At 59.1% G+C, this 24,550-nt stretch carries 25 protein-coding genes; 4 read left to right on the top strand and 21 right to left on the bottom strand.

Going from position 1 to position 24,550, the window contains the following annotated elements:
• Positions 1–153 precede the first annotated feature (153 nt).
• The 3 genes from xseA to leuA all read left to right on the top strand — a co-directional run bounded on the left by xseA (position 154) and on the right by leuA (position 4,495).
• Positions 154–1,533 carry an exodeoxyribonuclease VII large subunit gene (gene xseA / locus AACY18_RS20095; protein ID WP_339465874.1) on the top strand — a complete coding sequence of 460 codons (1,380 nt, stop codon included), beginning with the start codon at positions 154–156 and terminating at the stop codon, positions 1,531–1,533.
• A gap of 3 nt (positions 1,534–1,536) precedes the next feature.
• Positions 1,537–2,358 carry a peptidoglycan DD-metalloendopeptidase family protein gene (locus tag AACY18_RS20090; protein ID WP_339465873.1) on the top strand — a complete coding sequence of 274 codons (822 nt, stop codon included), beginning with the start codon at positions 1,537–1,539 and terminating at the stop codon, positions 2,356–2,358.
• A gap of 457 nt (positions 2,359–2,815) precedes the next feature.
• Positions 2,816–4,495 carry a 2-isopropylmalate synthase gene (gene leuA, locus AACY18_RS20085; protein ID WP_339432834.1) on the top strand — a complete coding sequence of 560 codons (1,680 nt, stop codon included), beginning with the start codon at positions 2,816–2,818 and terminating at the stop codon, positions 4,493–4,495.
• A gap of 162 nt (positions 4,496–4,657) precedes the next feature.
• Here leuA and AACY18_RS20080 read toward each other — a convergent pair whose 3' ends face one another.
• The 21 genes from AACY18_RS20080 to trmJ all read right to left on the bottom strand — a co-directional run bounded on the left by AACY18_RS20080 (position 4,658) and on the right by trmJ (position 23,433).
• On the bottom strand, positions 4,658–5,449 hold the full coding sequence (locus AACY18_RS20080; RefSeq protein WP_339432833.1) for an amidohydrolase: 792 nt from the start codon (positions 5,447–5,449) through the stop codon (positions 4,658–4,660).
• Positions 5,437–6,585 (bottom strand): pyridoxal phosphate-dependent aminotransferase, encoded by a 1,149-nt coding sequence (locus AACY18_RS20075; RefSeq protein WP_339465872.1) that lies wholly within the window; start codon positions 6,583–6,585, stop codon positions 5,437–5,439. The genes AACY18_RS20080 and AACY18_RS20075 overlap by 13 nt, the downstream gene beginning before the upstream one ends.
• Before the next feature lie 132 nt (positions 6,586–6,717).
• Positions 6,718–8,187 (bottom strand): ribosome biogenesis GTPase Der, encoded by a 1,470-nt coding sequence (gene der / locus AACY18_RS20070; protein WP_339432831.1) that lies wholly within the window; start codon positions 8,185–8,187, stop codon positions 6,718–6,720.
• 139 nt (positions 8,188–8,326) lie between these two features.
• Positions 8,327–9,478, bottom strand: coding sequence for an outer membrane protein assembly factor BamB (gene bamB, locus AACY18_RS20065; protein WP_221733379.1), 1,152 nt, complete (start codon positions 9,476–9,478; stop codon positions 8,327–8,329).
• Positions 9,471–10,112: a tetratricopeptide repeat protein gene (locus tag AACY18_RS20060; RefSeq protein WP_221733378.1), complete on the bottom strand. Its 642-nt coding sequence runs from the start codon at positions 10,110–10,112 to the stop codon at positions 9,471–9,473. The genes bamB and AACY18_RS20060 overlap by 8 nt, the downstream gene beginning before the upstream one ends.
• Before the next feature lie 41 nt (positions 10,113–10,153).
• Positions 10,154–11,443, bottom strand: a complete 1,290-nt coding sequence (gene hisS, locus AACY18_RS20055; RefSeq protein ID WP_339432830.1) for a histidine--tRNA ligase — start codon at positions 11,441–11,443, stop codon at positions 10,154–10,156.
• Between the two features lie 37 nt (positions 11,444–11,480).
• Positions 11,481–12,590: a flavodoxin-dependent (E)-4-hydroxy-3-methylbut-2-enyl-diphosphate synthase gene (gene ispG, locus AACY18_RS20050; RefSeq protein ID WP_064589068.1), complete on the bottom strand. Its 1,110-nt coding sequence runs from the start codon at positions 12,588–12,590 to the stop codon at positions 11,481–11,483.
• Between the two features lie 3 nt (positions 12,591–12,593).
• On the bottom strand, positions 12,594–13,601 hold the full coding sequence (locus tag AACY18_RS20045) for a RodZ family helix-turn-helix domain-containing protein (RefSeq protein ID WP_339432829.1): 1,008 nt from the start codon (positions 13,599–13,601) through the stop codon (positions 12,594–12,596).
• Entirely contained in the window at positions 13,601–14,359 is a 759-nt protein-coding gene (gene pilW / locus AACY18_RS20040; protein ID WP_339432828.1) for a type IV pilus biogenesis/stability protein PilW, read from the bottom strand. The genes AACY18_RS20045 and pilW overlap by 1 nt, the downstream gene beginning before the upstream one ends.
• Positions 14,360–14,371: 12 nt before the next feature.
• Complete coding sequence (gene rlmN, locus AACY18_RS20035; RefSeq protein ID WP_339465870.1) at positions 14,372–15,520, bottom strand: 23S rRNA (adenine(2503)-C(2))-methyltransferase RlmN; 1,149 nt, start codon at positions 15,518–15,520, stop codon at positions 14,372–14,374.
• Positions 15,521–15,548: 28 nt separating this feature from the next.
• Positions 15,549–15,974, bottom strand: coding sequence for a nucleoside-diphosphate kinase (gene ndk, locus AACY18_RS20030; RefSeq protein WP_007916882.1), 426 nt, complete (start codon positions 15,972–15,974; stop codon positions 15,549–15,551).
• Between the two features lie 88 nt (positions 15,975–16,062).
• On the bottom strand, positions 16,063–16,263 hold the full coding sequence (gene iscX / locus AACY18_RS20025) for a Fe-S cluster assembly protein IscX (RefSeq protein ID WP_339432826.1): 201 nt from the start codon (positions 16,261–16,263) through the stop codon (positions 16,063–16,065).
• A gap of 14 nt (positions 16,264–16,277) precedes the next feature.
• Positions 16,278–16,619, bottom strand: coding sequence for an ISC system 2Fe-2S type ferredoxin (gene fdx, locus AACY18_RS20020; protein ID WP_007916885.1), 342 nt, complete (start codon positions 16,617–16,619; stop codon positions 16,278–16,280).
• A complete protein-coding gene (hscA, locus tag AACY18_RS20015; RefSeq protein ID WP_339465869.1) occupies positions 16,619–18,484 on the bottom strand; it encodes a Fe-S protein assembly chaperone HscA in 1,866 nt (621 codons plus the stop codon). The genes fdx and hscA overlap by 1 nt, the downstream gene beginning before the upstream one ends.
• A 51-nt stretch (positions 18,485–18,535) precedes the next feature.
• A complete protein-coding gene (gene hscB / locus AACY18_RS20010; RefSeq protein ID WP_008084660.1) occupies positions 18,536–19,057 on the bottom strand; it encodes a co-chaperone HscB in 522 nt (173 codons plus the stop codon).
• A gap of 8 nt (positions 19,058–19,065) precedes the next feature.
• Entirely contained in the window at positions 19,066–19,389 is a 324-nt protein-coding gene (iscA, locus tag AACY18_RS20005; protein WP_003227904.1) for an iron-sulfur cluster assembly protein IscA, read from the bottom strand.
• 34 nt (positions 19,390–19,423) lie between these two features.
• A complete protein-coding gene (iscU, locus tag AACY18_RS20000) occupies positions 19,424–19,810 on the bottom strand; it encodes a Fe-S cluster assembly scaffold IscU (RefSeq protein ID WP_003227907.1) in 387 nt (128 codons plus the stop codon).
• 83 nt (positions 19,811–19,893) lie between these two features.
• Positions 19,894–21,108 (bottom strand): IscS subfamily cysteine desulfurase, encoded by a 1,215-nt coding sequence (locus AACY18_RS19995; protein ID WP_221733371.1) that lies wholly within the window; start codon positions 21,106–21,108, stop codon positions 19,894–19,896.
• Between the two features lie 50 nt (positions 21,109–21,158).
• Positions 21,159–21,650, bottom strand: a complete 492-nt coding sequence (gene iscR, locus AACY18_RS19990; protein ID WP_009045442.1) for a Fe-S cluster assembly transcriptional regulator IscR — start codon at positions 21,648–21,650, stop codon at positions 21,159–21,161.
• 232 nt (positions 21,651–21,882) lie between these two features.
• Positions 21,883–22,659 (bottom strand): serine O-acetyltransferase, encoded by a 777-nt coding sequence (gene cysE / locus AACY18_RS19985; protein WP_339432824.1) that lies wholly within the window; start codon positions 22,657–22,659, stop codon positions 21,883–21,885.
• Positions 22,660–22,662: 3 nt separating this feature from the next.
• Positions 22,663–23,433 carry a tRNA (cytosine(32)/uridine(32)-2'-O)-methyltransferase TrmJ gene (trmJ, locus tag AACY18_RS19980; RefSeq protein ID WP_108226533.1) on the bottom strand — a complete coding sequence of 257 codons (771 nt, stop codon included), beginning with the start codon at positions 23,431–23,433 and terminating at the stop codon, positions 22,663–22,665.
• Positions 23,434–23,578: 145 nt separating this feature from the next.
• Between trmJ and suhB the strand changes: the two genes are divergently transcribed.
• Positions 23,579–24,397 carry a type III secretion system regulator SuhB gene (suhB, locus tag AACY18_RS19975; RefSeq protein ID WP_016773320.1) on the top strand — a complete coding sequence of 273 codons (819 nt, stop codon included), beginning with the start codon at positions 23,579–23,581 and terminating at the stop codon, positions 24,395–24,397.
• Positions 24,398–24,550: the final 153 nt, after the last annotated feature.

Here is a 24,550-nt window from a genome sequence, read left to right as displayed (position 1 = left end):
TTCACACATCGCGTGTACAGCAGAGATACCTTGAGGGAGCGGGTTGCCCGCGAAGACGCCCTAAAGGCCGGCAGCTTAAGCCCTGACGAAATCCGGTCAAGTGCCGAGTGGACATGTGGTGATTGGCAGGCGAATGCCTTTAAACTGCGCCCCATGATTAAAGACCCCTTTGCAAGACTCGGCCTGGACCGTGAAGTCCTGACTGTCAGCCAGCTCAACGGCCGCGCGCGGGTGTTGCTGGAAGACGTGTTCAGCAATATCTGGGTCGAAGGCGAAATTTCCAACCTCGCCCGCCCGGCGTCCGGCCACATCTATTTCACCCTCAAGGACAGTGGCGCGCAGGTGCGTTGCGCGCTGTTCCGGCAGAACGCGGCGCGGGTGCGTCAAGCGTTGAAGGATGGCTTGGCAGTCAAGGTGCGCGGCAAGGTCTCGCTGTTCGAAGGCCGTGGCGACTATCAGTTGATTCTCGACACGGTTGAGCCGGCCGGTGACGGTGCACTGCGACTGGCCTTCGATGCGCTGAAAGAAAAACTCAGCGCCGAAGGCCTGTTCAGCGCTGAACGCAAAGTACCGCTGCCAGCGCATCCGCAACGCATCGGCATCATCAGTTCGCCGACCGGCGCGGTCATCCGCGACATTATCAGTGTGTTCCGCCGCCGTGCGCCGCAGGTCCAACTGACATTGATTCCCACCGCCGTGCAGGGTCGCGAAGCCACCGCGCAGATTGTCCGTGCTTTGAAAATGGCCGATGCCCGTGGTTTTGACGCACTGATCCTCGCTCGCGGCGGTGGTTCGCTGGAAGACCTCTGGTGCTTCAACGAAGAAGCCGTGGCCCGTGCGGTCGATGCCTGTGTCACACCGATTGTCAGCGCGGTCGGCCATGAAACCGACGTGTCGATCAGCGACTTTGTTGCCGACGTGCGGGCACCGACGCCGTCCGCGGCCGCCGAATTGCTCGCCCCCGATTCCAGCCATCTGATCCGTCAGGTCGAAAGCCTGCATCGCCGCTTGGTGATGCGTATGCGTGACCGTTTGATGCGTGATCGCCTGCGACTGGAAGGCATGGCGCGTCGCCTGCGCCATCCCGGCGAACGTCTGCGCCAGCAGGCTCAGCGCCTGGATGATCTGGACATGCGCCTGCGCCGGGCGTTCGAACGCAGCTTGAATACCCGTCGAGAACGCCTGATCCGCCTGCAAACCCGCCTCGCCGGGCAACATCCGGGGCGGCAACTGGCAATGTTGCGCCAGCGTCTCGATAGCCTCGCCGAGCGTCTGCCACGCGCGATGCGTGAAGGCCTGAAAAGCCGTCGCCTGCAACTGCACAGCCAAATGCAGACACTGCATGTGGTCAGCCCATTGGCGACCCTCGGCCGCGGTTACAGCATTTTGCTCGACGAGCGCGGCAACGCGATTCGCAACGCGGCGCAAACCCATACCGGCCAGCGCCTGAAAGCCAAACTGGGCGAAGGCGAACTGCAAGTGCGCGTCGAAGACAATCATCTGACGCCTGTCACCCTCTCTTTACTGGACTGATCCATGCCGCGTTTTTTGGCTCCACTGTTGCTCCTGTGCCTGACTTTCAATGCCCACGCCGACAGTTACATCACCCGGATGCTGAACAAACCGGTGCCGGGCGGCGTCGCCGTGGTTGATCTGGGCGTATCGAGCCAAGCGCCTAAAGCTACTTATCAAGGCAAACCGGTACTGGTGGTCAAGGAACAGAACAACTGGCTGGCGATCGTCGGTGTGCCGCTGACGGTCAAGCCCGGCGCGCAACAGATCAGCAGCGGCGGACGCAATCTGCCGTTCACCGTCGGTAACAAAAAATACCCGGAACAACGCATCACCCTGAAGAACACTCAGCAAGTCAATCCAAACCCGGCCAACCTCAAGCGCATACAGGGTGAACTGGCCGAACAGATCAAGGCTTACCGCAGCTTTAGCCCGAACACGCCGAGCAATCTGCTGCTGGACAAACCGGTCAACGGGCCACTGTCGAGCAAGTTCGGTGTGCGCCGCTTCTTTAATGGTGAAGAACGCAACCCCCACGCGGGCCTAGATTTTGCGGTGCCGGCAGGCACGCCGATCAAGACCCCGGCGGCAGGCAAGGTGATCCTGATCGGCAACTATTTCTTCAACGGCAACACTGTGTTTGTCGACCATGGGCAGGGCTTTATCAGCATGTTCTGCCATATGTCGAAAATTGATGTGAAGGTTGGCGATCAATTGGCCCGTGGCGGCGTGGTGGGCAAGGTGGGGGCGACCGGCCGGGCGACCGGGCCGCACATGCACTGGAATGTCAGCCTGAATGATGCGCGGGTCGATCCGGCGATCTTTATCGGCGCTTTCCAGCCCTGAGTCATGCGCTGAGGCCGCAGGCCTCTTCGCGAGCAAGCCCGCTCCCACACAGGTTGGTGGTGTTCACGAGATGCGTGTGCGACACGGACAATGCGGGAGCGGGCTTGCTCGTGAAGGCGTCGTGACTGCCACCGAAAAGCGATTGCGCCCGTATCGAACCTCGCGCAAACATCCATACGATTCCCGCCATAGCGCACAATAAAATCGTGCAAATCTGTACTTTTCGAGTATTCCTCTCAATTTTTTCCGACTGCTTGCCATCCTTCCCACCCGCGGTTAGGGTTGAGGGCATGAAAACCTCTCACACCCTCATTCAGCTTCGCCAGCACCGCAGCCTGTGCCTCGTCAGCGCACGACTGCGAGGCTGAATCGCTACGCCTCGTCCCACGCTTTTCCAAGAACATTCGTTCCACCGGCAGGCCGCCTCTTTTCGGCCCAGACAATAAGGAATTTCCCGATGAGCATGCTCAAAGATCCGTCTTCGAAGTACCGTGCGTTTCCCGTCATCAACCTGCCGGATCGCACCTGGCCGTCAAAAACCATCGATGTCGCGCCGATCTGGTGCAGCTCCGACCTGCGTGACGGCAACCAGTCGCTGATCGAGCCAATGGATGCGGTGAAAAAGCTGCGTTTCTGGAAAACCCTCGTTCAAGTGGGCGTGAAGGAAATCGAAGCCTCCTTCCCGGCCGCGTCGCAAACCGACTTCGACTTTGTGCGCACCCTGATCGAAGAAGGCCACATCCCGGACGACACCACCATTCAGGTGCTGACCCAGGGTCGTGAAGACCTGATCGAGCGCACCTTCGAATCCCTGCGCGGTGCGAAGAAAGCCATCGTTCACCTGTACAACGCCACCTCGCCGTCCTTCCGTCGCATCGTCTTCAATCAGGACAAGGACGGCATCAAGGCCATCGCGGTCAACGCCGCCAAGCTGTTCGTCAAATACGCCGCGATGCAGCCGGACACCGAGTGGACGTTCGAATACTCGCCGGAAACCTTCAGCGCCACTGAGCTGGAGTTCGCCAAGGAAGTCTGTGACGCGGTGATCGAGGTCTGGAACCCGACGCCCGAGCACAAGATGATTCTCAACCTGCCGGCCACCGTGGAATGCGCGACCCCGAACATCTACGCCGACCAGATCGAATGGTTCGGCCGCAACATCAACCGTCGTGACAGCGTGATCATCAGCCTGCACACCCACAACGACCGTGGCACCGGCGTGGCTGCGACCGAGCTGGGCCTGATGGCGGGCGCCGATCGTGTCGAAGGCTGCCTGTTCGGTAACGGCGAGCGTACCGGTAACGTCGACCTCGTCACCGTGGCACTGAACCTGTACACCCAGGGCGTCAACCCTGAGCTGGACTTCTCCGACATCGACGGCGTGCGCAAAGTCGTCGAAGAATGCAACCAGATTCAGGTTCATCCACGTCACCCGTACGTTGGCGACCTGGTTCACACCGCCTTCTCCGGCTCCCACCAGGATGCGATCCGCAAGGGTTTCGCCCAGCAGAAACCCGATGCCCTGTGGGAAGTCCCGTACCTGCCGATCGATCCGGCCGACATCGGCCGCAGCTACGAGGCGGTGATCCGCGTCAACAGCCAGTCGGGCAAGGGCGGCATCGCTTATTTGCTGGAACAGGAATATGGCATCAGCCTGCCACGCCGCATGCAGATCGAGTTCAGCCAGGTCGTGCAGCGTGAAACCGACCGTCTGGGCCTGGAGATGTCCGCCAAGCAGATCCACTCGCTGTTGATCAGCGAATACCTGCAAGCCAACACCCCTTATGCTCTGGTCAGCCATCGCCTGCAGGAAGAAAACGGCAACAGCTCGGTCGAAGTGGAGGTGGCAAGCCAAGGTCAGGGCGAAACCAACCTGCACTGGCGCGGCAAAGGCAATGGTGCGCTGGAAGCACTGGTCGCTGGCCTGCCGATTCCGGTGGAGATCATGGACTACAACGAGCACGCGATCGGCGCGGGCACCAATGCCAAAGCGGCGGCCTACATCGAGCTGCGCGTGAACGGCGAACGTGCGGTGCACGGTGTGGGTATCGATGAGAACATCACCACGGCCAGCTTCAAGGCACTGTTCAGCGCACTCAACCGTTCGCTGAGCCAGCCGGAAGCGAAAGCGGCTTAAGCCATCGCTGAAACGCACAAGGCCCCGGAGTGCGAACGCCGGGGCCTTTTTTTGCCTGATGGTTTTGTGTTGCTCAATCTGGCCTCCCGCTCCCCCATTGGAACGCGGTCAACTGTGGGAGCGGGCTTGCTCGCGAAGACGGCCTGCCAGACACCGCAAATATCAGGTGAACTCGAAGGTATCGGCATCCAGATTCGCCGGAAAACGCTCACGGTAAGCAGCCAACGGCGCGGCCTCCAGCACAGCCCTGAACACCCCGTCAGCCTCCCCCGCCGCCAGCAAGGTTTCGCCCTGGAAATCCAGTACCTGACTGTCGCCGGTATACGCAAACCCCTTGCCGTCAGTGCCCACACGATTGACCGCCGCCACGTAGCACAGATTTTCGATGGCTCGCGCAGGCAGCAGGCGATTCCAGTGCAAACGCCGTGCACCCGGCCAATTAGCGGTGTACAGCAGCAGATCGGTGTCCTGCGCGTCACGACTCCACACCGGGAATCGCAAGTCGTAGCAAATCAGCGGTCGAACCCTCCAGCCCTTGAGCTCGAACTGCACCTGACGTTCACCGGGGGTGTAGTGGTTGTGCTCGCCGGCCATGCGGAACAGGTGGCGCTTGTCGTAATGCCAGACTTCGCCGTCGGGCCTTGCCCACAACAAACGATTGCGGTGGCTACCGTCGGCGGCCTGAACGATCACGCTGCCGGTGATCACCGCATTGAGCTTGGCCGCCTGCACCCGCAGCCATTTGCTGGTAGGGCCATTCTCGGCTTCGGCGAGGGTTTCTGACTCCATGGAGAAGCCGGTGGTGAACATTTCCGGCAGGATGATCAGGTCCGCCCCACGCGCCTGCTCCAGTAACACCTCGAAATGCTCGAAGTTGGCCTGACGGTCATGCCATGCCAGGCAGGTCTGAATCAGTGCCAGATTGAGATCGGGTAACGCACTCAGATCGCGCATAGTTTGGCCGCCGCTTCGCGCAGCGTCTCCTCGCGTTTGGCGAAGCACAGGCGCACCAGGCGCTGGCCTTCGGGTGGTTTCTGGTAGAACACCGACACCGGAATACTCGCCACGCCATGCTCGCGGGTCATCCACATCGCCATCTCGACGTCGTTCAGGTCGGGACGTATCTGTGAGTAATCGACCAGTTGGAAGTAAGTACCGGTGACTCGGGTAAAGCTCAATCGCGACGGCGTCAGCAGATCACAGAACAGATCGCGCTTGGCCTGATAGAAACCTGGCAGCTCTTCGACGTGCTCAGGGTGTTGCGCCATGTAATCGGCCAAGGCGTATTGCAACGGCGTCACGCCGCAGAAACTGACGTACTGATGCACCTTGCGCAATTCAGCCGTCAGCGCGGGCGGTGCAACAACGTAACCGGTTTTCCAGCCCGTGACGTGGTAGGTCTTGCCAAACGAACTGACCACGAATGCGCGCTGATACAACGCTTCATGGGCCAGCACGCTGACATGTGGCGTGCCATCGAACACCAGATGTTCGTAGACTTCATCGCTGATCAAATAGATGTCACGATCGCGGATCAACGCCGCCAGTTGATCAAGCTCTGCGCGGCTGATCAGCGCTCCGCTCGGGTTATGCGGGGTGTTGAGGACGATCATTCGCGTGCGCGGACTCAGGGCAGCGGCAAGCTTGTCAAAATCGATGGAGAAATCGTCGGGCCTCAGTTGCACATGCATGCAGCGACCGCCGGCCAGTTCCGTTGCGGGTTCATAGCTGTCGTAGCACGGGTCGAAAACGATCACTTCGTCACCGCTGTGGATAACGGCCTGAATGGCACAGAAAATCGCCTGGGTTGCACCCGGCGTCACTGTCACTTCATTGTCGGCATCGACGTTCACGCCATAACTGCGGGCGATCTTCGCTGAAATCTGCTCACGCAGCGCCGGCAACCCGGTCATCGGCGAATACTGGTTATGGCCACTGGCAATATGCCGACCGACCGCATCGCGCAGGGACTGTGGGCCGTCGAAATCAGGAAAACCCTGGGACAGGTTGATGGCCCCGGTCTGCGCCGCGAGCTGAGACATCTGCGTGAAAATAGTGATGCCGACATTCGGCAGCTTACTGGTGATCATCCGGGTTCCCTGCTCTGCCCCCGGCTCTGACGACGGCGCGGGAGAGCCCGAGGATAGCCCATACGACGCCCATAAAAAAAGGGCGCCAACCGGCGCCCCCCTTTTTATCTTGATCGCACAAGAAGCGATGAATCACTTCTTGTCGCGGCGCTTCTTGTCGGCTTTCTTGTGGTGCGACATCAAACGACGCTTCTTGTTGACCTGACGGTCGGTCAGCGTGGTTTTGTTGCCTTCGTACGGGTTCTCGCCGCCCTTGAACTCGATACGGATCGGCGTACCGACCAGCTTCAGCACACGGCGGTAAGTGTTCTCCAGATAGCGCACATACGACTTGGGCACTTTCTCGATCTGGTTACCGTGGATCACGATGATCGGCGGGTTGGCCCCCCCCAAGTGAGCGTAACGCAGCTTGATCCGGCGGTTGTTGACCATCGGTGGCGCGTGCTCGCCAACCGCGTCTTCCAGAATCTGGGTCAGGCGGTTGGTCGGCCAGCGGGTGACCGCCGACTTGAACGAGTTCTGTACGGACGCGTAAAGGTTGCCCACGCCCGTGCCGTGCAGAGCCGAGATGAAGTGGATATCGGCGTAATCAACGAAGAACAGTCGACGTTGCAGCTCGACCTTCACGAAGTCGCGCTCGCTCGGCGTCATGCCGTCCCACTTGTTAATGGCAATAACCAGCGCACGACCGGACTCAATGGCAAAACCCAAGAGGTTGAGGTCGTGATCGACCACGCCTTCGCGGGCGTCCATCACGAAGATCACCACGTTGGCGTCTTTGATCGCTTGCAGGGTTTTGACCACGGAGAACTTTTCGACTTCTTCATGGATCTTGCCGCGCTTGCGAACACCGGCTGTGTCGATCAGCGTGTACTTCTCTTCATTGCGTTCGAACGGAATGTAGATACTGTCGCGCGTGGTGCCGGGTTGGTCGTAGACGATTACCCGGTCTTCACCGAGCATGCGGTTGACCAGAGTCGACTTGCCGACGTTCGGACGGCCGATGATGGCGATCTTGATCCCGTCTTTTTCGCTCGGGCCAGGAATGCGCTTGGCTTCCTCGCCTTCGGCAACGACTTCTTCTTCGCCGTCCTCCGGCTCTTCTTCGTCTCTCGGGAAATCACCCAAGGCGATTTCCAGCATCTGAGTGATGCCACGGCCGTGAGCACCGGCGATCGGAATCGCGTGGCCCATACCCAACGGAGCAAATTCAGCGCGGGCCATTTCCGGGTCGATGTTGTCGACCTTGTTGGCAACCACGTAGGAGCGCTTGTTACGTTTGCGCAAGTGTTCGGCGATCATCTGGTCGGCGGCGGTAAAACCGGCCTTGGCATCTACCAGGAACAGCACAACATCAGCTTCTTCAATGGCCAGCAGCGACTGCTCGGCCATTTTTTCGTCCATACCGTGCTCGTCACCGGAGATACCACCGGTGTCGACCAGAATGTAGGAACGCCCTTGCCACTTGGCCTCACCGTACTGGCGATCACGGGTCAGACCGGACAAGTCGCCGACGATGGCGTCACGAGTCCTGGTCAGGCGGTTGAACAAGGTGGATTTGCCGACGTTCGGTCGGCCCACCAGGGCGATTACGGGAACCATGCGGCTCTCCACTTCGTTATTTCAGAAAATACAAAAGCCGCTGCGAGGCAGCGGCTGGTGCTCGGGGCAACACTGTGGGGGCGAACAGGTTCACTCCCACAAGTGAAGCTGCCTGGGGTGTTATCCCCAAGCATAGTTGTTACTTGATGGTCAGGGCTTCCAGTTTGCCGCTGTTGCCATACACATAAATCGTGTCACCCACCACCAGCGGACGGGCGCGAAGGCCGTCGCTGTCGATGCGCTCACGGCCGACGAATCGACCGTCCACCTGACTCAACAGGTGCAGGTAACCTTCCATGTCGCCGACTGCAACGTAGCTGGAGAACACTTCCGGCGCCGACAGTTGACGGCGAGCCAGCGAATCGTTGCTCCACAATGCAGTGGTGGAACGTTCGTCGACGCCTTCAACTGTGCCCGATGCCAAGCTGACATAGACGCTGCCGAAACCCTGGGCAATACCGGCGTAGCTCGACGCATCGCGCTGCCAGAGTTGACGACCGCTCTCCAGATCCAGTGCCGCAACACGGCCCTGATAGCTGGCAACGTAAAGCGTACCGCCGGAAAGCAGCAGACCGCCGTCGATGTCGACTACGCGCTCCAGTTCCGAACGACCCTGTGGAATCGCGATCCGTTGTTCCCAGACCGGCACACCGTTGGAAATGTCCACAGCAACCACTTTACCGGTCGACAAGCCAGCCACCGCGAGGCGGTTGGTCACGATCGGCGCACTGGTACCACGCAGTGTCAGTACGGCCGGCGTGCTGTCATACACCCAGCGTTGAGTACCGGTGGAGGCATCCAGGCCGACCAGACGATCGTCCTGAGTCTGCACCACGACCACGTCGCCGTTGTTGGCCGGCGGGGCGAGGACTTCGCTGTTCACGCGAGCATGCCACTTCTCTTCACCGGTGACGGTGTCCAGAGCAACGACTTCGCCTTGCAGCGTGCCAACCAGAACCAGACCGTAACCAACGCCTACGGCGCCGGAGACAGGCAGTTCAAGATCTTTTTTCCACTTCACGTCGCCGTTGCTGCGATCCATCGCCATCACGATGCCGGTTACATCGGCAGCGTAAATGGTGTCACCGTCAACCGCTGGCACCAGCATGTTGTAGGTTTCGCCCTGACCATCACCAATCGAACGACTCCACTGCTTTTGCAGAACCACTTCTTCTTTGAAGTCGGTCAGTTCAGCCGGTGGCAATTCTTTTTTGCTGTTGCTGCTGCAACCCGCGGCCAGAAGGGCCAGAGCCAGCAATGCTGCATGCTTCCAACGGATCACGTCACGCATCCCCTTTGGCCAGGTCGTCGAGTTTGATTTGAAGGCCACCGACTGCCGCTTCATCCGACAGTGCTGCCTTGGCTTTTTGATACGCCTTGTTCGCGTCATCGGTACGACCCAACTGCACCAGCAAGTCGCCCTTGAGCTCTTCGCGAGTGGCCAGGAACGCTTTATCGGCATCGCCGTCGAGCAGTTTCAGAGCGTCATCGGCCTTGTTCTGCGCACCCAGCACTTGCGCCAGACGCTGACGGGCGATTTCGCCGAGCGCCGGGTTGGCCGGTTTGTCGACAATGGCTTTCAGTTCCATCGCTGCGTCATCGAGCTTGCCGCTGTCGACTGCAACCTTGGCCACGAACAGGCTGCCGTACTGCGCGTAGGCAGTACCGCCGAATTCACTGTTGAGCTTGCCGGCCAGATCCGCAACGCGGGCAGTATCAGGCTTGCCATCAGGCGTCAGTGTGGTTTCCAGCAGTTGCTGATAGAGCACCGAAGCGCCTTGCGACTGGTTGCTCTGATACTTGTGATAAGCCTGCCAGCCGAACACGATGACCAGCGCCAACAGGCCGCCGGTGACCAGAGGTTTGCCGTTGCGTGTCCACCAGTCCTTCAAATCCGCCAACTGTTCGTCTTCGGTACTCGACACCCCAATACTCCTTAATCGCTAAATCGGCTGTTTAGACAGCTTCAACCCTGCACGACGCAGGTGGCCAGGTGAGCGGCGAGCGCATCCCAGGCAATGCTTTGTTGTTCGCCCTGGCCACGCAGGGGTTTGAAACCTACCACTTGCTGGGCCATTTCGTCGTCACCCAGGATCAGTGCGTACAGTGCACCGCTCTTGTCGGCTTTCTTGAACTGGCTTTTGAAGCTACCGGCGCCGGCATTGACTTGCAGACGCAGGTTTGGAAGTTGATCGCGAACACGCTCGGCCAGCGCCAGAGCGGCCAACTCGGCCTCTTCACCGAAGGCACAGAGATAGACGTCGACCTGACGGGAGATTTCTTCCGGGATCTGTTCCAGGGTTTCGAGCATCAGCACCAGACGCTCGATGCCCATGGCGAAACCAACGCCTGTGGTCGGCTTGCCGCCCATCTGCTCAACCAGACCGTCGTAACGGCCGCCCGCGCACACGGTGCCTTGGGCACCGAGCTTGTCGGTGACCCATTCGAAAACGGTTTTGCTGTAGTAATCAAGGCCTCGAACCAGCTTGGGGTTGAGCACGTAAGGAATGCCAACGGCGTCCAGACGGGCCTTCAGGCCTTCGAAGTGGGCACGGGACTCGTCGTCCAGGTAGTCAGCCATTTTCGGCGCATCGACCAACACGGCTTGAGTGTCGGCATTTTTGGTGTCGAGCACCCGCAGCGGGTTGGTTTTCAAGCGACGCTGGCTGTCTTCGTCGAGCTTGTCGTGGTGCGCCGAGAGGTACTCGACCAGCGCTTCACGATAACGACCACGGGACTCGCTGGTACCCAGGCTGTTGAGTTCGAGTTTGACGGCGTCCCGAATACCCAGTTCGCCCCACAGGCGCCAGGTCATGATGATGAGTTCGGCGTCGATGTCCGGACCGTCGAGGTTGAACACCTCCAGACCGATCTGATGGAACTGGCGATAACGCCCCTTCTGCGGACGCTCGTGGCGGAACATCGGGCCGATGTACCAGAGTTTTTGTACCTGGCCGCCACCGGTGATGCCGTGCTCGAGCACTGCACGCACGCACGCTGCGGTACCTTCCGGACGCAAGGTCAGGGAGTCGCCGTTGCGGTCTTCGAAGGTGTACATCTCTTTTTCAACGATGTCGGTGACTTCACCGATCGAGCGCTTGAACAGCTCGGTGAACTCGACGATCGGCATGCGGATCTGCTTGTAACCGTAGTTATCCAGCAGACGCGCAACAGTGCTCTCGAAATAACGCCACAGCGGGGTCTGTTCGGGCAGGATGTCGTTCATGCCACGAATGGCTTGCAATGACTTGCTCACTTTAAATCCTTAAATTCGTTCGGCTCTACAGTCAGGCTCAACCGCGCGCGATAACCGCAGCGTCAGCTTCGACCTTCTCGGCCGCTTTCTGGCGGATCAGCTTTTCCAGCTCATCCACCAGATTGTCATTCGTCAGTTTCTGCGACGGTTTGCCGTCGATGTAAATCAGGTTTGGCGTGCCGCCGGTCAAGCCGATATGGGCTTCCTTGGCCTCGCCGGGGCCGTTGACCACGCAACCGATCACCGCGACATCCAGCGGCACCAGCAGGTCTTCAAGGCGCCCTTCCAGCTCGTTCATGGTCTTGACCACATCGAAGTTCTGCCGCGAGCAACTCGGGCAGGCGATGAAGTTGATTCCACGGGAACGCAGGTGCAAAGACTTGAGAATGTCGTAGCCGACCTTCACTTCCTCGACCGGGTCGGCCGCCAGCGAGATGCGGATAGTATCGCCAATCCCCTCGGCGAGCAGCATACCTAGGCCCACGGCGGATTTCACTGTACCCGAACGCAATCCACCCGCTTCGGTGATCCCCAGGTGCAGTGGCTGAACGATTTCTTTTGCCAGCAGACGGTAGGCCTCGACGGCCATGAATACGTCGGAGGCCTTCACGCTGACCTTGAAGTCCTGGAAATTCAGGCGTTCGAGGTGCTCGACGTGACGCAGCGCGGATTCAACCAGCGCAGCGGGGGTGGGCTCGCCGTATTTCTTTTGCAGGTCTTTTTCCAGGGAACCGGCGTTAACGCCGATGCGAATCGGGATCCCGCGGTCACGGGCGGCATCAACCACCGCGCGCACGCGGTCTTCACGACCAATATTGCCCGGGTTGATACGCAGGCAGTCCACACCCAGTTCGGCTACGCGCAAAGCGATCCTGTAGTCGAAGTGGATGTCGGCAACCAGGGGCACCTTGACCAGTTGCTTGATCTTGCCGAACGCCTCGGCAGCGTCCATGTCTGGCACCGAGACGCGGACGATGTCGACGCCGGCAGCTTCAAGACGGTTGATTTGCGCAACAGTGGCCGCAACATCATTGGTGTCGCTGTTGGTCATGCTCTGCACAGCGATAGGCGCATCGCCGCCTACCGGTACGTTACCGACCCAGATCTTGCGCGAGACGCGACGTTTGATTGGTGATTCGCCGTGCATGACTTATTGACCCAACTTCAGGCGAGCAGTCTCGCCACTGGTGAACGGAGCGATATCGACCGGTTGGCCGTTGTAGCTGACCTGCGCGGCGCGGGCGACACCCAGGCGCACAGCAAGCGGCGGCTTGCCGGAAACAGATACGCTGTCGCCTTTATGCTTCAGACCACTGAACAGAACCTTGCCACGACCATCGGTCACTTGTGCCCAGCAATCGCCGGTGAACTGCAACTGCACCTGACCATCGCCGGCAACGGGGGCAGGCGTTTCCTGGGTCGGTGCAGGCGTTGCCAAGGCGACCGGTGCTGTGACAGTCGGCGCTGGCGTGGCCGGTACGCTGGGGGCCGGGGTCGCAACAACTGGCGCGGGCGCGGGCGCGGCCGGTTCAGTTGGAGCGGGTGCCGGGGCGGCGCCTTCAGGGCCGCTCGATTCGGCTGTGGTTTCCGACTGCGGTAGCGCCAGCGCGGTGGTGCCCTCGGCCTGACCTTGCGCAACAGCCTGGTCCTGCGGCTCGTCTATCGGGTGTATCTGGGTGGTGCCGTCGGCGCCTTCGACTTCAACGTGCTCCGATGCCAGGCTGGTCAATTCTTTGGTTCGCAGCGATGTCTGATCCTGCCACCAGACGAAACCACCGCCAATCACCGCGATCAGCAACAGCAGGCAGACGATACGCAAAATGGTGTGGGAAACCCGAACAGGCTCCTCGATACGGCCAAGGGCGTGTACGTTACTGCCTTGGGAGTCGGTGCCGGTGGACTGGTCGAATTGCTGGACCAGAACGGTCTGGTCCATGCCGAGCAATTTGGCATAAGCGCGAATGTAACCGCGTGCGAAGGTATGCCCCGGCAGCTTGTCGAAAGCGCCGGCTTCAAGATTGCTCAGGGAAGTCACAGTGAGGTTGAGCTTGAGGGCCACTTCGGCCAGCGACCAGCCATTGCTTTCGCGTGCCTGGCGCAGGGTCTCACCGGGGTTAACGCGATTCGCTGCTACAACTTCGGGATGCGCCGCTTTCATCATTGCTCCGACAGGTATTGCTGATATTCCGGCGTACCGGGATAGAGTCGTTTTAATTGCAGGCCGTAACTGGCTGCCTTGTCGCGATCTTCAAACACTTTAGCCAGCCGAACGCCAAGCAATAGACTACGTGCATTTTGATCGGTAAGCAGGCTGAAACGGTCGTAATAGTCACGTGCGGGCACATAATGCCTGTCTTCGAAGGACAACTCAGCCATTTCCAGCAATGCGCGCGGTTGTTGACGATTCAATCGCAGCGCCTTTTCCAAATGCTGCTGCGCCAGGTCACGCTCGCCGAGCTTCGATGCTGTCATGCCGAGGTTCTCGAACACACGCGAACGCTCAGGATACAGGGTATCGGCGGCGGCCTGTTCAAAACGCTCGTAGGCTTCTTTATATCGCTGCTCTTCGTAGAGAAAACTGCCGTAATTGTTGAGCGTTCGCGCATCACCCGGACGGGAGGACAACGCCTTGCGAAAATGCTCGTCAGCCAGTTTTGGCTCCATTTCAGCCTGAAATACCAGCCCGAGGGCAGCGTTGGCGTCAGGGTCCGAACTGTCGAGCTCCAGCGCTTTTTTCAGCGGCACTTTGGCCCGCTCGCTCATGCCTTGCTGCAAGTACCCCAACCCCAGTTGCACGTAGGCAGCTCGCGCTTCATCGCGGCCCTTGCTGGTCTTCATCGGGTTGTAGTCACCCGACAGGACACAACCAGCACACAGGCTGGCCAACAGCAACAGCAGCGCAAAGCGCAGGGACATAGAGATCCTCTCTTAGTTAGTGTTCGCGGCGTTCTGTGCCAGATCGCTGTCGGCGCTCAACTCACGCACGGCGATGTAACGTTCGCTGCGACGGGTGCGATCCAGCACCTGCCCTACCAATTGACCACACGCGGCGTCGATGTCTTCACCACGGGTAGTGCGGACGGTGACGTTGAAACCGGCCTGATGCAACTGATCCTGGAAGCGACGGATTGCGTTGTTGCTCGGGCGCTCGTACCCGGAATGCGGGAACGGGTTGAACGGAATCAGGTTGATCTTGCACGGAATGTTCTTCAGCAACTCGACCATCTCAACGGCGTGTTCAATCTTGTCGTTGATATCCTTGAGCAAGGTGTACTCGATGGTCAGCACACGCTTCTCGCCAAGTGCGGACATGTAGCGCTGGCACGACTCGAGCAGCATCTTAAGCGGATATTTCTTGTTGATCGGCACCAATTGGTTACGCAATGCGTCATTCGGTGCGTGCAGGGACAACGCCAGGGATACGTCGATGTGCTTGGCCAGCTCATCGATCATCGGCACCACACCCGACGTGGACAGGGTCACGCGGCGCTTGGAGATCCCGTAACCAAGGTCATCCATCATCAGATGCATGGCGGCGACGACGTTGTCGAAGTTCAACAGCGGCTCACCCATGCCCATCATCACCACGTTAGTGATGGCACGGTCGACGGTTGCCGGGACGCTGCCGAAAGATTTGTTGGCAATCCACACCTGGCCGATCACTTCGGCGGCGGTGAGGTTGCTGTTGAAGCCTTGCTTGCCGGTGGAGCAGAAACTGCAATCCAGGGCACAGCCTGCCTGGGACGAAACGCACAGAGTGCCGCGTTTGCCCTGGGGAATGTACACGGTCTCGACGCAGCTGCCGGACGCCACGCGCACCACCCACTTACGGGTGCCGTCGCTGGAGATATCCTCGCTGACCACTTCAGGACCACGGACTTCAGCAATAGCCTTGAGCTTGTCGCGCAAGGCCTTGCTGACGTTCGTCATGGCGTCGAAATCATCGACGCCAAAGTGGTGAATCCATTTCATTACCTGACCGGCACGGAAACGCTTCTCCCCGATTGAGTCGAAGAATTTTTCCATTTCCTGTTGAGTCAGACCCAGCAGGTTGGTTTTTACAGTCGATGTAGTCATGGATTCACCTTCACTCTTAAGCCAATGCTTAGCGAGTGGTTACTTCAGTAGCTGCGAAGAAGTACGAGATTTCACGAGCAGCTGCGGCTTCGGAGTCCGAACCGTGAACAGCGTTGGCGTCGATGGAATCAGCGAAGTCAGCGCGGATGGTACCGGCAGCAGCTTCTTTAGGGTTGGTAGCGCCCATCAGCTCACGGTTCAGAGCGATAGCGTTTTCGCCTTCCAGAACCTGAACAACAACCGGGCCGGAGATCATGAAAGCAACCAGGTCGCCGAAGAAACCACGAGCGCTGTGCTCAGCGTAGAAGCCTTCAGCTTCGGCTTTGGACAGTTGCTTCAGTTTCGAAGCTACAACGCGCAGGCCGGCTTTTTCGAAACGAGTGGTGATTTCGCCGATGACGTTTTTTGCAACAGCGTCAGGCTTGATGATGGAGAAAGTGCGTTGAACAGCCATGGTGTAACTCCAGAAACGGTAATTTGCGAAAAATTAAACCCGCGAATTATACGCGGGTTCTTGGGTATTGCCTAACCTGCGAGGACGATCAGTCTACTTCTTCGATCCAGAGCGCCTGAACCGCTTCCAACACCTTCTCGCCGACGCGGCCAGAGGTGTCGTCGAAGTCAGGCAATTCCTTGATCCATTGCTGCAGGTCGACGAAATTCACAGAAAGCGGATCTACATCCGGCTTGGCTTCGGCCAATTCTTCTGCAATGCGTTGAACATCATTCCAACCGTAGCTCATGACAGTCTTACCAGTCAGTGCGGCGCTTCGGCCGCATGGTTAAGCGAATATTTCGGAATCTCGACGGTGATGTCTTCTTCTCCCACGATAGCCTGACAGGCCAGACGCGATTGCGCCTCCAGACCCCAGGCACGATCGAGGAAGTCCTCTTCCAGCTCGTCAGCCTCTTCCATCGAGTCAAAACCCTCGCGAATGATGCAGTGGCAAGTGGTGCAGGCGCAAACGCCGCCGCAGGCGCTTTCCATCTCGATATGGTGTTCGTGGGCCAGTTCGAGAATCGATGTGCCGGGCGCAGCCTCGACCACCATGCCTTCAGGGCAGAACTTCTCGTGGGGCAGAAAAATGACCTGCGGCATCAGATATCCTCGATTTCATTCAGGTTGCGCCCCGACAGAGCGGCTTTCACCGTCAAATCCATCCGGCGGGCAGCAAAGGCGTCGGTCACTTGCGACAGACGCTTGGTCTGCTGCTCGATGGCGTAACCATCGGTGCCTTTCATCAGTTCGGCCAGCTCCTGCACCTGCAGGTCGATGACCATGCGCTCTTCGGCGTCGAGCAAACGCTCGCCATCCACCTCAAGAGCGCCCTGCACAGCCTCGATCAGGCGCTGGGCATCCACCTGTTGCTCGCGCAGAACGCGGGCGACCTTATCGTCATTGGCGTGCTGGAACGAATCCTTGAGCATCTTGGCGATTTCGCCGTCGGTCAGACCGTAGGACGGCTTGACCTGAATGCTCGCTTCAACGCCCGACCCCAGTTCACGGGCAGAAACGCTGAGCAGACCGTCAGCATCGACCTGGAAGGTCACGCGAATCTTCGCCGCACCGGCCACCATCGCCGGAATGCCGCGCAATTCGAAGCGCGCCAAGGAGCGGCAGTCGCTGATCAGCTCACGCTCACCCTGCAGCACATGGATCGCCATGGCCGACTGGCCGTCTTTATAAGTGGTGAAATCCTGTGCGCGTGCGACGGGGATGGTGGTGTTGCGCGGGATTACCTTCTCCATCAAGCCACCCATGGTTTCCAGCCCCAGGGACAGCGGAATCACGTCGAGCAGCAGCAGTTCGCCGCCATCGCGCTTGTTGCCAGCCAGTGTGTCGGCCTGGATCGCGGCACCAATGGCCACCACTTGATCCGGGTCGATTTGCGTCAATGGCTGACGACCGAAAGCTTCGGCGACCGCTTCGCGAACGCGTGGAACACGGGTCGAGCCACCGACCATGACCACGGCGTGTACGTCTTCCAGCTCAACACCGGAATCACGAACGGCGCGGCGGCATGCTTTCAGGCTGCGAGCGACCATCGGCTCGATCAGCGCATCGAAAGCTTCGCGGGTCAGCGGCGCTTTCCAGTCACCGTAAGCCACTTCAACAGTCGCCGAGTCGGTCAGGGCTTCTTTGGCTGCGCAAGCAGTTTGCAGCAGATTACGTTGCGCGCCCGGATCGAGATCAGCGGACAAACCCGCACTCTCGATGATCCAGCCGGCAATCGCGTGATCGAAGTCGTCACCGCCCAGCGCGCTGTCGCCGCCAGTGGCCAGGACTTCGAAAACACCGCCGGTCAGACGCAAAATGGAAATATCGAAGGTGCCGCCGCCCAAGTCATAAATCGCGACCAGGCCCTCGGCGTGCTGATCCAGACCGTAAGCCACAGCGGCTGCGGTTGGCTCATTAAGCAGGCGCAGCACATTGAGGCCGGCGAGTTTCGCCGCATCCTTGGTGGCCTGACGCTGAGCATCATCGAAATACGCTGGCACGGTGATCACCGCCCCGACCAACTCGCCACCCAAGGTCGCTTCCGCACGCTGACGCAGCACCTTGAGGATATCGGCCGAGACCTCGACCGGGCTTTTCGGGCCTTGTACGGTATCGATGAACGGCATGTGCGATTCGCCGCCGACAAAGCGATAGGGCAGTTGCTCGCCCAATTGCTTGACGTCGGACAGACCACGCCCCATCAAGCGCTTGACCGACAGCACAGTGTTCAGGGGATCGGAAGCGGCGGCCAATTTGGCCGACTCGCCGACTTCGACGCGATCGGCGTGATAACGCACGGCGGACGGCAGGATGACCTGCCCGTCAGCGTCGGCCAGCGGCTCGGAAAGACCACTGCGCAACGCAGCGACCAGCGAATTGGTAGTGCCCAAGTCAATCCCCACAGCCAGACGACGCTGGTGCGGTTGAGGACTTTGGCCGGGTTCGGCGATCTGCAGTAGGGCCATCGTGATCAGGACTTATCTGTATATCAGGCGTGCGACCGGAGCGGCACTGGGTTAATCGTCGAGGCGCTCTTCTAACTGGCGCACTTCGTAGGTGAGCTTGTCGAGGAACTGCATGCGCCGCATCAGGCGTTCGGCCTGTTCGCGTTGCGCTGCATCATCCCAACAGGCTGCGAAGCTTTCATTGAGTTCTTCCTGAGCCACTTTCAGGCGACGCTTGAATACGGCGACACCGTCCAGGTCGGCGCTGTCCTGAAGGTCTTCGAGCTCTTCGCGCCATTGCATCTGCTGCAAAAGAAACTCGGGGTCGTGGACCGTGACCTCCATCGGCACTTCATGCCCACTGATGGTCAGCAGGTAGCGCGCACGCTGGGCCGGGCTCTTGAGCGTCTGATAAGCGTCATTCAGACGCGCAGACTGCTCAAGAGCCGACCGCTGCTCGCGCTCTGAAGCGTCGGCAAAGCGGTCAGGATGAACGCCACGCGCCAACTCACGATAGCGCGTGGCCAACTGCTCGAGATCCAGACGGAAACTCGGTTGCAGCTCGAATAAAGCGAAATGACAAGGAATACCCACGACAAGCCTCAGATGTTGAAGCTTTCGCCGCAGCCACACTCGCCGCGCACGTTGGGGTTGTTGAACTTGAAGCCTTCGTTCAACCCTTCCTTGACGAAATCGAGCTCGGTGCCGTCCAGGTAGGCCAGGCTTTTGGGGTCGATAATCACTTTTTCACCGTGACTTTCGAACACCTGATCCTCTGCAACCACCTCGTCGACAAACTCCAGCACGTAGGCAAGGCCGGAACAGCCCGTGGTGCGAACACCCAGACGAATCCCTTCACCTTTGCCGCGCCCGTCGAGGGAGCGCCGCACGTGTCGAGCAGCCGCTTCTGTCATGCTGATAGCCATCGGTGACTCCTTACTCGTCGCCAAATCCTGAAAGTCAGATCAAGCCTTTCTTCTGCTTGTAATCGCGAACGGCCGCTTTGATAGCGTCTTCAGCGAGTACCGAGCAGTGAATTTTCACTGGCGGCAAGGCCAGTTCTTCGGCCAACTGAGTGTTTTTGATGGTTTCCGCTTCGTCCAGGGTCTTGCCCTTCATCCACTCGGTAGCGAGGGAGCTGGAAGCGATGGCCGAACCGCAGCCATAGGTCTTGAACTTGGCGTCTTCAATCACACCCTGATCGTTGACCTTGATCTGCAGACGCATCACGTCGCCGCACGCCGGTGCGCCGACCATGCCAGTGCCGACATCCGGGTCTTCGGCATTCATCTTGCCGACGTTACGCGGGTTTTCGTAGTGGTCGATGACCTTTTCGCTGTAAGCCATGATTCTTAATCCTCACTCATCAGAGAGTCGCTCTTTATGCCCCACAACCTGAGTTGACAGGGCCGGTTCGCGGCGACTTGAAATCAGTGTGCCGCCCACTCGATTTTCGAAATGTCGACACCGTCTTTGTACATGTCCCACAGCGGCGACAGAGCGCGCAGCTTGGTAACGGCCTCGCAGACTTTCTGCGCGGCGTAGTCGATTTCTTCTTCGGTGGTGAAACGGCCGAAGGTGAAGCGGATCGAGCTGTGCGCCAGTTCGTCGTTGCGGCCCAGAGCGCGCAGTACGTACGAAGGCTCAAGCGATGCCGAGGTGCAGGCCGAACCGGACGAAACCGCCAGATCCTTGAGCGCCATGATCAGCGATTCGCCTTCAACGTAGTTGAAGCTCAGGTTCAGGTTGTGCGGAACGCGGGCAGTCAGACTGCCGTTTACGTACAGCTCTTCCAGATGTTCGACCTGCTTGTAGAAACGATCGCTCAAGGCTTTGATACGAACGTTTTCAGCAACCATGTCTTCCTTGGCCACACGGAACGCTTCGCCCATGCCGACGATCTGGTGAGTCGCCAGAGTGCCGGAACGCATGCCGCGCTCGTGACCGCCGCCGTGCATGGTCGCTTCGATGCGCACACGCGGCTTGCGGCTGACGTACAGCGCGCCAATGCCTTTAGGGCCATAGGTTTTGTGGGCCGAGAACGACATCATGTCGACTTTCAGCTTCTGCAGGTCGATCTCGACCTTGCCAGTGGACTGAGCGGCGTCAACGTGGAACAGGATGCCTTTCGAACGAAGCAGTTCGCCGATGGCAGCGATGTCGTTGACGGTGCCGATTTCGTTGTTTACGTGCATGATCGACACGAGGATGGTGTCTTCGCGCAGCGCGGCGTCGATCATCTCAGGAGTGATCAGACCGTCAGTCTGAGGATCGAGGTAGGTCACTTCGAAACCTTCACGCTCCAGTTGGCGCATGGTGTCGAGGACAGCCTTGTGCTCAATTTTGGAGGTGATCAGGTGCTTGCCCTTGGAGGCGTAGAAATGTGCCGCGCCCTTGATTGCCAGGTTATCGGACTCGGTAGCACCGGAAGTCCAGACGATTTCGCGCGGGTCGGCGTTGACCAGGTCGGCCACCTGACGACGGGCATTTTCGACGGACTCTTCAGCCTTCCAGCCGAACACATGGGAACGGGACGCCGGGTTACCGAAGTTTCCGTCGACCAGCAGGCATTCACTCATCTTTTGCGCAACGCGCGGATCGACCGGGGTGGTCGCAGAGTAATCAAGGTAAATCGGCAATTTCATGGACTATCTCCTAAATCAGGCTGGCTGGCGTGCCGCTAGCTCTTTGGCTGTCATTCGACGGCGGACGCTTCAATCTTGTCCAGGTGCTGCGCCTTGCCATTGCAACGACGCTGATCCTGACGCTGGGCTACTTCTTGCACCTCACGGCGAGTCACAAGGTCAGCCAAGCTGATACCGCTCAGAAATTCGTGAATCTGCAGGCTCAGGTCGCACCACAGATGATGGGTCAGACAGGTGTCACCGGAATGGCAATCGCCCTGGCCCTGGCACTTGGTAGCATCGACCGACTCGTTCACCGCATCGATCACCTGAGCAACCTGAATGCCCTGCATGTCGCGGGACAACTGGTAGCCACCGCCCGGACCGCGAACACTGGAAACCAGGTTACTGCGGCGCAGCTTGGCAAAAAGCTGTTCGAGGTAGGACAGGGAGATGCCTTGGCGCTCGGAGATATCGGCCAGAGACACGGGCCCGTGCTGCGCGTGCAACGCCAGGTCGAGCATGGCGGTCACGGCGTATCGGCCTTTTGTAGTCAGTCGCATGGACAGTTACCACGGAGTTCAGAATGGGCGGGAGTATGCAATTCCCGAGCATTTAAGTCAACTATAAGACCTAGTGCTTTAGTCGGGTTTACCCGCAAAAGAGCGCGCGCATCATAGCAAAGGCTGGTGGCGCACAGCCAGACATACCGCGTTATCGTTCTTCGCGAGCGAGACCGCTCCCACAAGGGAATGCAGTGCAACGCTGGCCTGCTCGCGAAGAAAACGACGCGGTTTAGCTCGCCTGACTCTGATCCTTGCCTTTGACGCAGGCAAAGTCTTCTTCACGCAGCTCAGGCAGATCTTTCGCACAGTAACTACTGCCCAGATCCTTCAGCGCGCCGCACATCCCCTCCAGTCGCCCATCCACCGCTTGCAGGTGATCAAGCAACTGACCGATGGCACGCGCCACCGGGTCAGGCATGTCCTCACTGACACCATAGGCATCGAAGCCGATCTTCTCGGCCATGGCCTTGCGTTTGGCGTCCTGCTCCTCATCGGATTTGACGATGATTCGCCCAGGAATCCCCACAACCGTGGCGCCCGGCGGCACTTCTTTGGTTACCACGGCATTGGAGCCGACCTTGGCACCAGCGCCGACCGTGAATGGACCAAGCACCTTGGCGCCTGCCCCCACCACAACGCCATCACCCAACGTCGGATGGCGCTTGCCTTTATTCCAACTGGTGCCACCCAGGGTCACGCCCTGATAAATGGTTACGTCATCGCCAATCTCGGCGGTTTCGCCAATGACGATCCCCATGCCGTGATCGATAAAGAAGCGTCGACCGACTTTCGCCCCCGGATGAATCTCGATCCCGGTCAACCAGCGACCAAAGTTCGACACCAGACGCGCCAGCCATTTCAGATCATGGCGCCAGAGCATCCCGGCCAATCGGTGAATCCAGATCGCATGCATCCCGGGGTAGCAGGTCAGGACTTCAAAAGCGTTACGCGCCGCCGGGTCTCGATGGAACACACTTTGGATATCTTCACGCAAACGCTCAAACATCATTTAGTCCTTCCGCTTAAGAAGCTCACCACGGGCCGCTTTTTGGGTTTCCGTGAGAATGCCACGCAAAATATTCATTTCCGCCCGGCTGACCGAGCTGCGTCCGTACAACCGGCGCAGGCGCGCCATCAAGTGCCGTGGTTTTTCCGGATCAAGGAATTCGATGGCGACCAGCGTCTGTTCCAGATGCTCATAGAATCGCTCCAACTCATCCATGGTCGCCAGTTCGGCACTTTTCACCGAGGCCACTTCTTCTTTCTCGATCTTGCTCGGCTGACCCTGTGCGGCCAGCCAGGCCATGCGCACTTCATAACTCAACACCTGCACCGCCGCGCCGAGGTTCAGCGAACTGAACTCCGGATCGGAGGGGATGTGCACGTGAAAGTGACATCGCTGCAACTCTTCATTGGTCAGGCCGGAATCTTCACGACCGAACACCAGAGCGATTTCGGCACCCTGCCCGGCCTCCTCAACCACTTTGGTGCCGCATTCGCGCGGATCCAGCAGTGGCCACGGAATGCGTCGATCACGAGCACTGGTGCCGAGCACCAGATTGCAGCCGACCAAGGCATCTTCCAAAGTGGCGACGACTTGCGCGTTTTCAAGAATGTCACCGGCACCGGAAGCACGAGCATCGGCTTCGTGGTGCGGGAACAGCCGCGGCTCAACCAGCACCAATCGCGACAGACCCATGTTTTTCATGGCGCGCGCAGCCCCGCCGATGTTGCCGGGGTGGCTGGTATTGACCAGGACGACACGAATGTTCTGCAGCAAGGGAGGCGCTCTCGGACACAGGGAAGGGGTGCAAATCTTACAGAACAGCCTACCGTTAAGCTATGAAAGCGAACAGCGTCCTTCACCTGAAGAAAAGTTCTGATAGAATGCGCGGCTTTCTTTAACAACCTTAGGTGACACATCCATGCAGCCCATGCTGAATATCGCGCTGCGCGCCGCCCGCAGCGCCAGTGAACTGATCTTCCGCTCCATCGAGCGCCTGGATACCATCAAGGTCGACGAAAAAGACGCCAAGGATTATGTATCCGAGGTTGACCGTGCCGCCGAACAGAAAATCATCGACGCCCTGCGCAAGGCTTACCCGAATCACTCGATCCAGGGTGAAGAAACTGGCCTGCACGCCGGCACCGGCATCGAAGGCGAAGAATACCTGTGGATCATTGACCCACTGGACGGCACCACCAACTTCCTGCGCGGCATTCCTCACTTTGCCGTCAGCATCGCCTGCAAATATCGCGGTCGCCTGGAACACGCAGTGGTTCTGGACCCGGTTCGCCAGGAAGAATTCACCGCCAGCCGTGGTCGCGGCGCTCAACTGAACGGTCGTCGCCTGCGCGTCAGCGGTCGTACCAGCCTCGACGGCGCCCTGCTGGGCACCGGCTTCCCGTTCCGGGACGACCAGATGGACAACCTCGACAACTACCTGGGCATGTTCCGCGCTCTGGTGGGTCAAACTGCCGGCATCCGCCGCGCTGGTTCGGCGAGCCTGGACCTGGCTTACGTCGCTGCCGGTCGTTTCGATGCATTCTGGGAGTCGGGCCTGTCCGAGTGGGACATGGCTGCAGGCGCCCTGCTGATTCAAGAAGCCGGCGGTTTGGTGAGCGACTTCACCGGCGGTCACGATTTCCTTGAAAAAGGCCACATCGTTGCCGGCAACACCAAGTGCTTCAAGGCAGTTCTGACGGCGATCCAGCCGCACCTGCCGGCTTCGCTGAAGCGCTAAGCTTTTAGCGAAACGCAAAAAGCACCCTTCGCAGACTGTGTGAAAACCTAGCAATCTGCGCAGCGCTCAATGAAAATGCTCCGTATCGAAAGATACGGAGCATTTTTCGTTATGGCTTACATCCAAGGAGAGTCTCGCAGCCAGACCAGCCTG

Origin of the sequence: Pseudomonas sp. EA_65y_Pfl2_P74 (assembly GCF_963970575.1) — a bacterium.
Lineage (GTDB): Bacteria > Pseudomonadota > Gammaproteobacteria > Pseudomonadales > Pseudomonadaceae > Aquipseudomonas > Aquipseudomonas baetica_A.
The sequence above is the reverse complement of the archived record's forward strand: the minus strand, read 5'-3'. Positions and strand labels throughout refer to the sequence as shown.

Coding starts and splice junctions, on each gene's coding strand:
- xseA (WP_339465874.1), top strand. CDS start 154: ATGATTAAAGACCCCTTTGCAAGACTCGGCCTGGACCGTGAAGTCCTG.
- AACY18_RS20090 (WP_339465873.1), top strand. CDS start 1,537: ATGCCGCGTTTTTTGGCTCCACTGTTGCTCCTGTGCCTGACTTTCAAT.
- leuA (WP_339432834.1), top strand. CDS start 2,816: ATGAGCATGCTCAAAGATCCGTCTTCGAAGTACCGTGCGTTTCCCGTC.
- AACY18_RS20080 (WP_339432833.1), bottom strand. CDS start 5,449: ATGCGCGATCTGAGTGCGTTACCCGATCTCAATCTGGCACTGATTCAG.
- AACY18_RS20075 (WP_339465872.1), bottom strand. CDS start 6,585: ATGATCACCAGTAAGCTGCCGAATGTCGGCATCACTATTTTCACGCAG.
- der (WP_339432831.1), bottom strand. CDS start 8,187: ATGGTTCCCGTAATCGCCCTGGTGGGCCGACCGAACGTCGGCAAATCC.
- bamB (WP_221733379.1), bottom strand. CDS start 9,478: ATGCGTGACGTGATCCGTTGGAAGCATGCAGCATTGCTGGCTCTGGCC.
- ispG (WP_064589068.1), bottom strand. CDS start 12,590: ATGCACGGCGAATCACCAATCAAACGTCGCGTCTCGCGCAAGATCTGG.
- AACY18_RS20045 (WP_339432829.1), bottom strand. CDS start 13,601: ATGAAAGCGGCGCATCCCGAAGTTGTAGCAGCGAATCGCGTTAACCCC.
- pilW (WP_339432828.1), bottom strand. CDS start 14,359: ATGTCCCTGCGCTTTGCGCTGCTGTTGCTGTTGGCCAGCCTGTGTGCT.
- rlmN (WP_339465870.1), bottom strand. CDS start 15,520: ATGACTACATCGACTGTAAAAACCAACCTGCTGGGTCTGACTCAACAG.
- ndk (WP_007916882.1), bottom strand. CDS start 15,974: ATGGCTGTTCAACGCACTTTCTCCATCATCAAGCCTGACGCTGTTGCA.
- iscX (WP_339432826.1), bottom strand. CDS start 16,263: ATGAGCTACGGTTGGAATGATGTTCAACGCATTGCAGAAGAATTGGCC.
- fdx (WP_007916885.1), bottom strand. CDS start 16,619: ATGCCGCAGGTCATTTTTCTGCCCCACGAGAAGTTCTGCCCTGAAGGC.
- hscA (WP_339465869.1), bottom strand. CDS start 18,484: ATGGCCCTACTGCAGATCGCCGAACCCGGCCAAAGTCCTCAACCGCAC.
- iscA (WP_003227904.1), bottom strand. CDS start 19,389: ATGGCTATCAGCATGACAGAAGCGGCTGCTCGACACGTGCGGCGCTCC.
- iscU (WP_003227907.1), bottom strand. CDS start 19,810: ATGGCTTACAGCGAAAAGGTCATCGACCACTACGAAAACCCGCGTAAC.
- AACY18_RS19995 (WP_221733371.1), bottom strand. CDS start 21,108: ATGAAATTGCCGATTTACCTTGATTACTCTGCGACCACCCCGGTCGAT.
- iscR (WP_009045442.1), bottom strand. CDS start 21,650: ATGCGACTGACTACAAAAGGCCGATACGCCGTGACCGCCATGCTCGAC.
- cysE (WP_339432824.1), bottom strand. CDS start 22,659: ATGTTTGAGCGTTTGCGTGAAGATATCCAAAGTGTGTTCCATCGAGAC.
- suhB (WP_016773320.1), top strand. CDS start 23,579: ATGCAGCCCATGCTGAATATCGCGCTGCGCGCCGCCCGCAGCGCCAGT.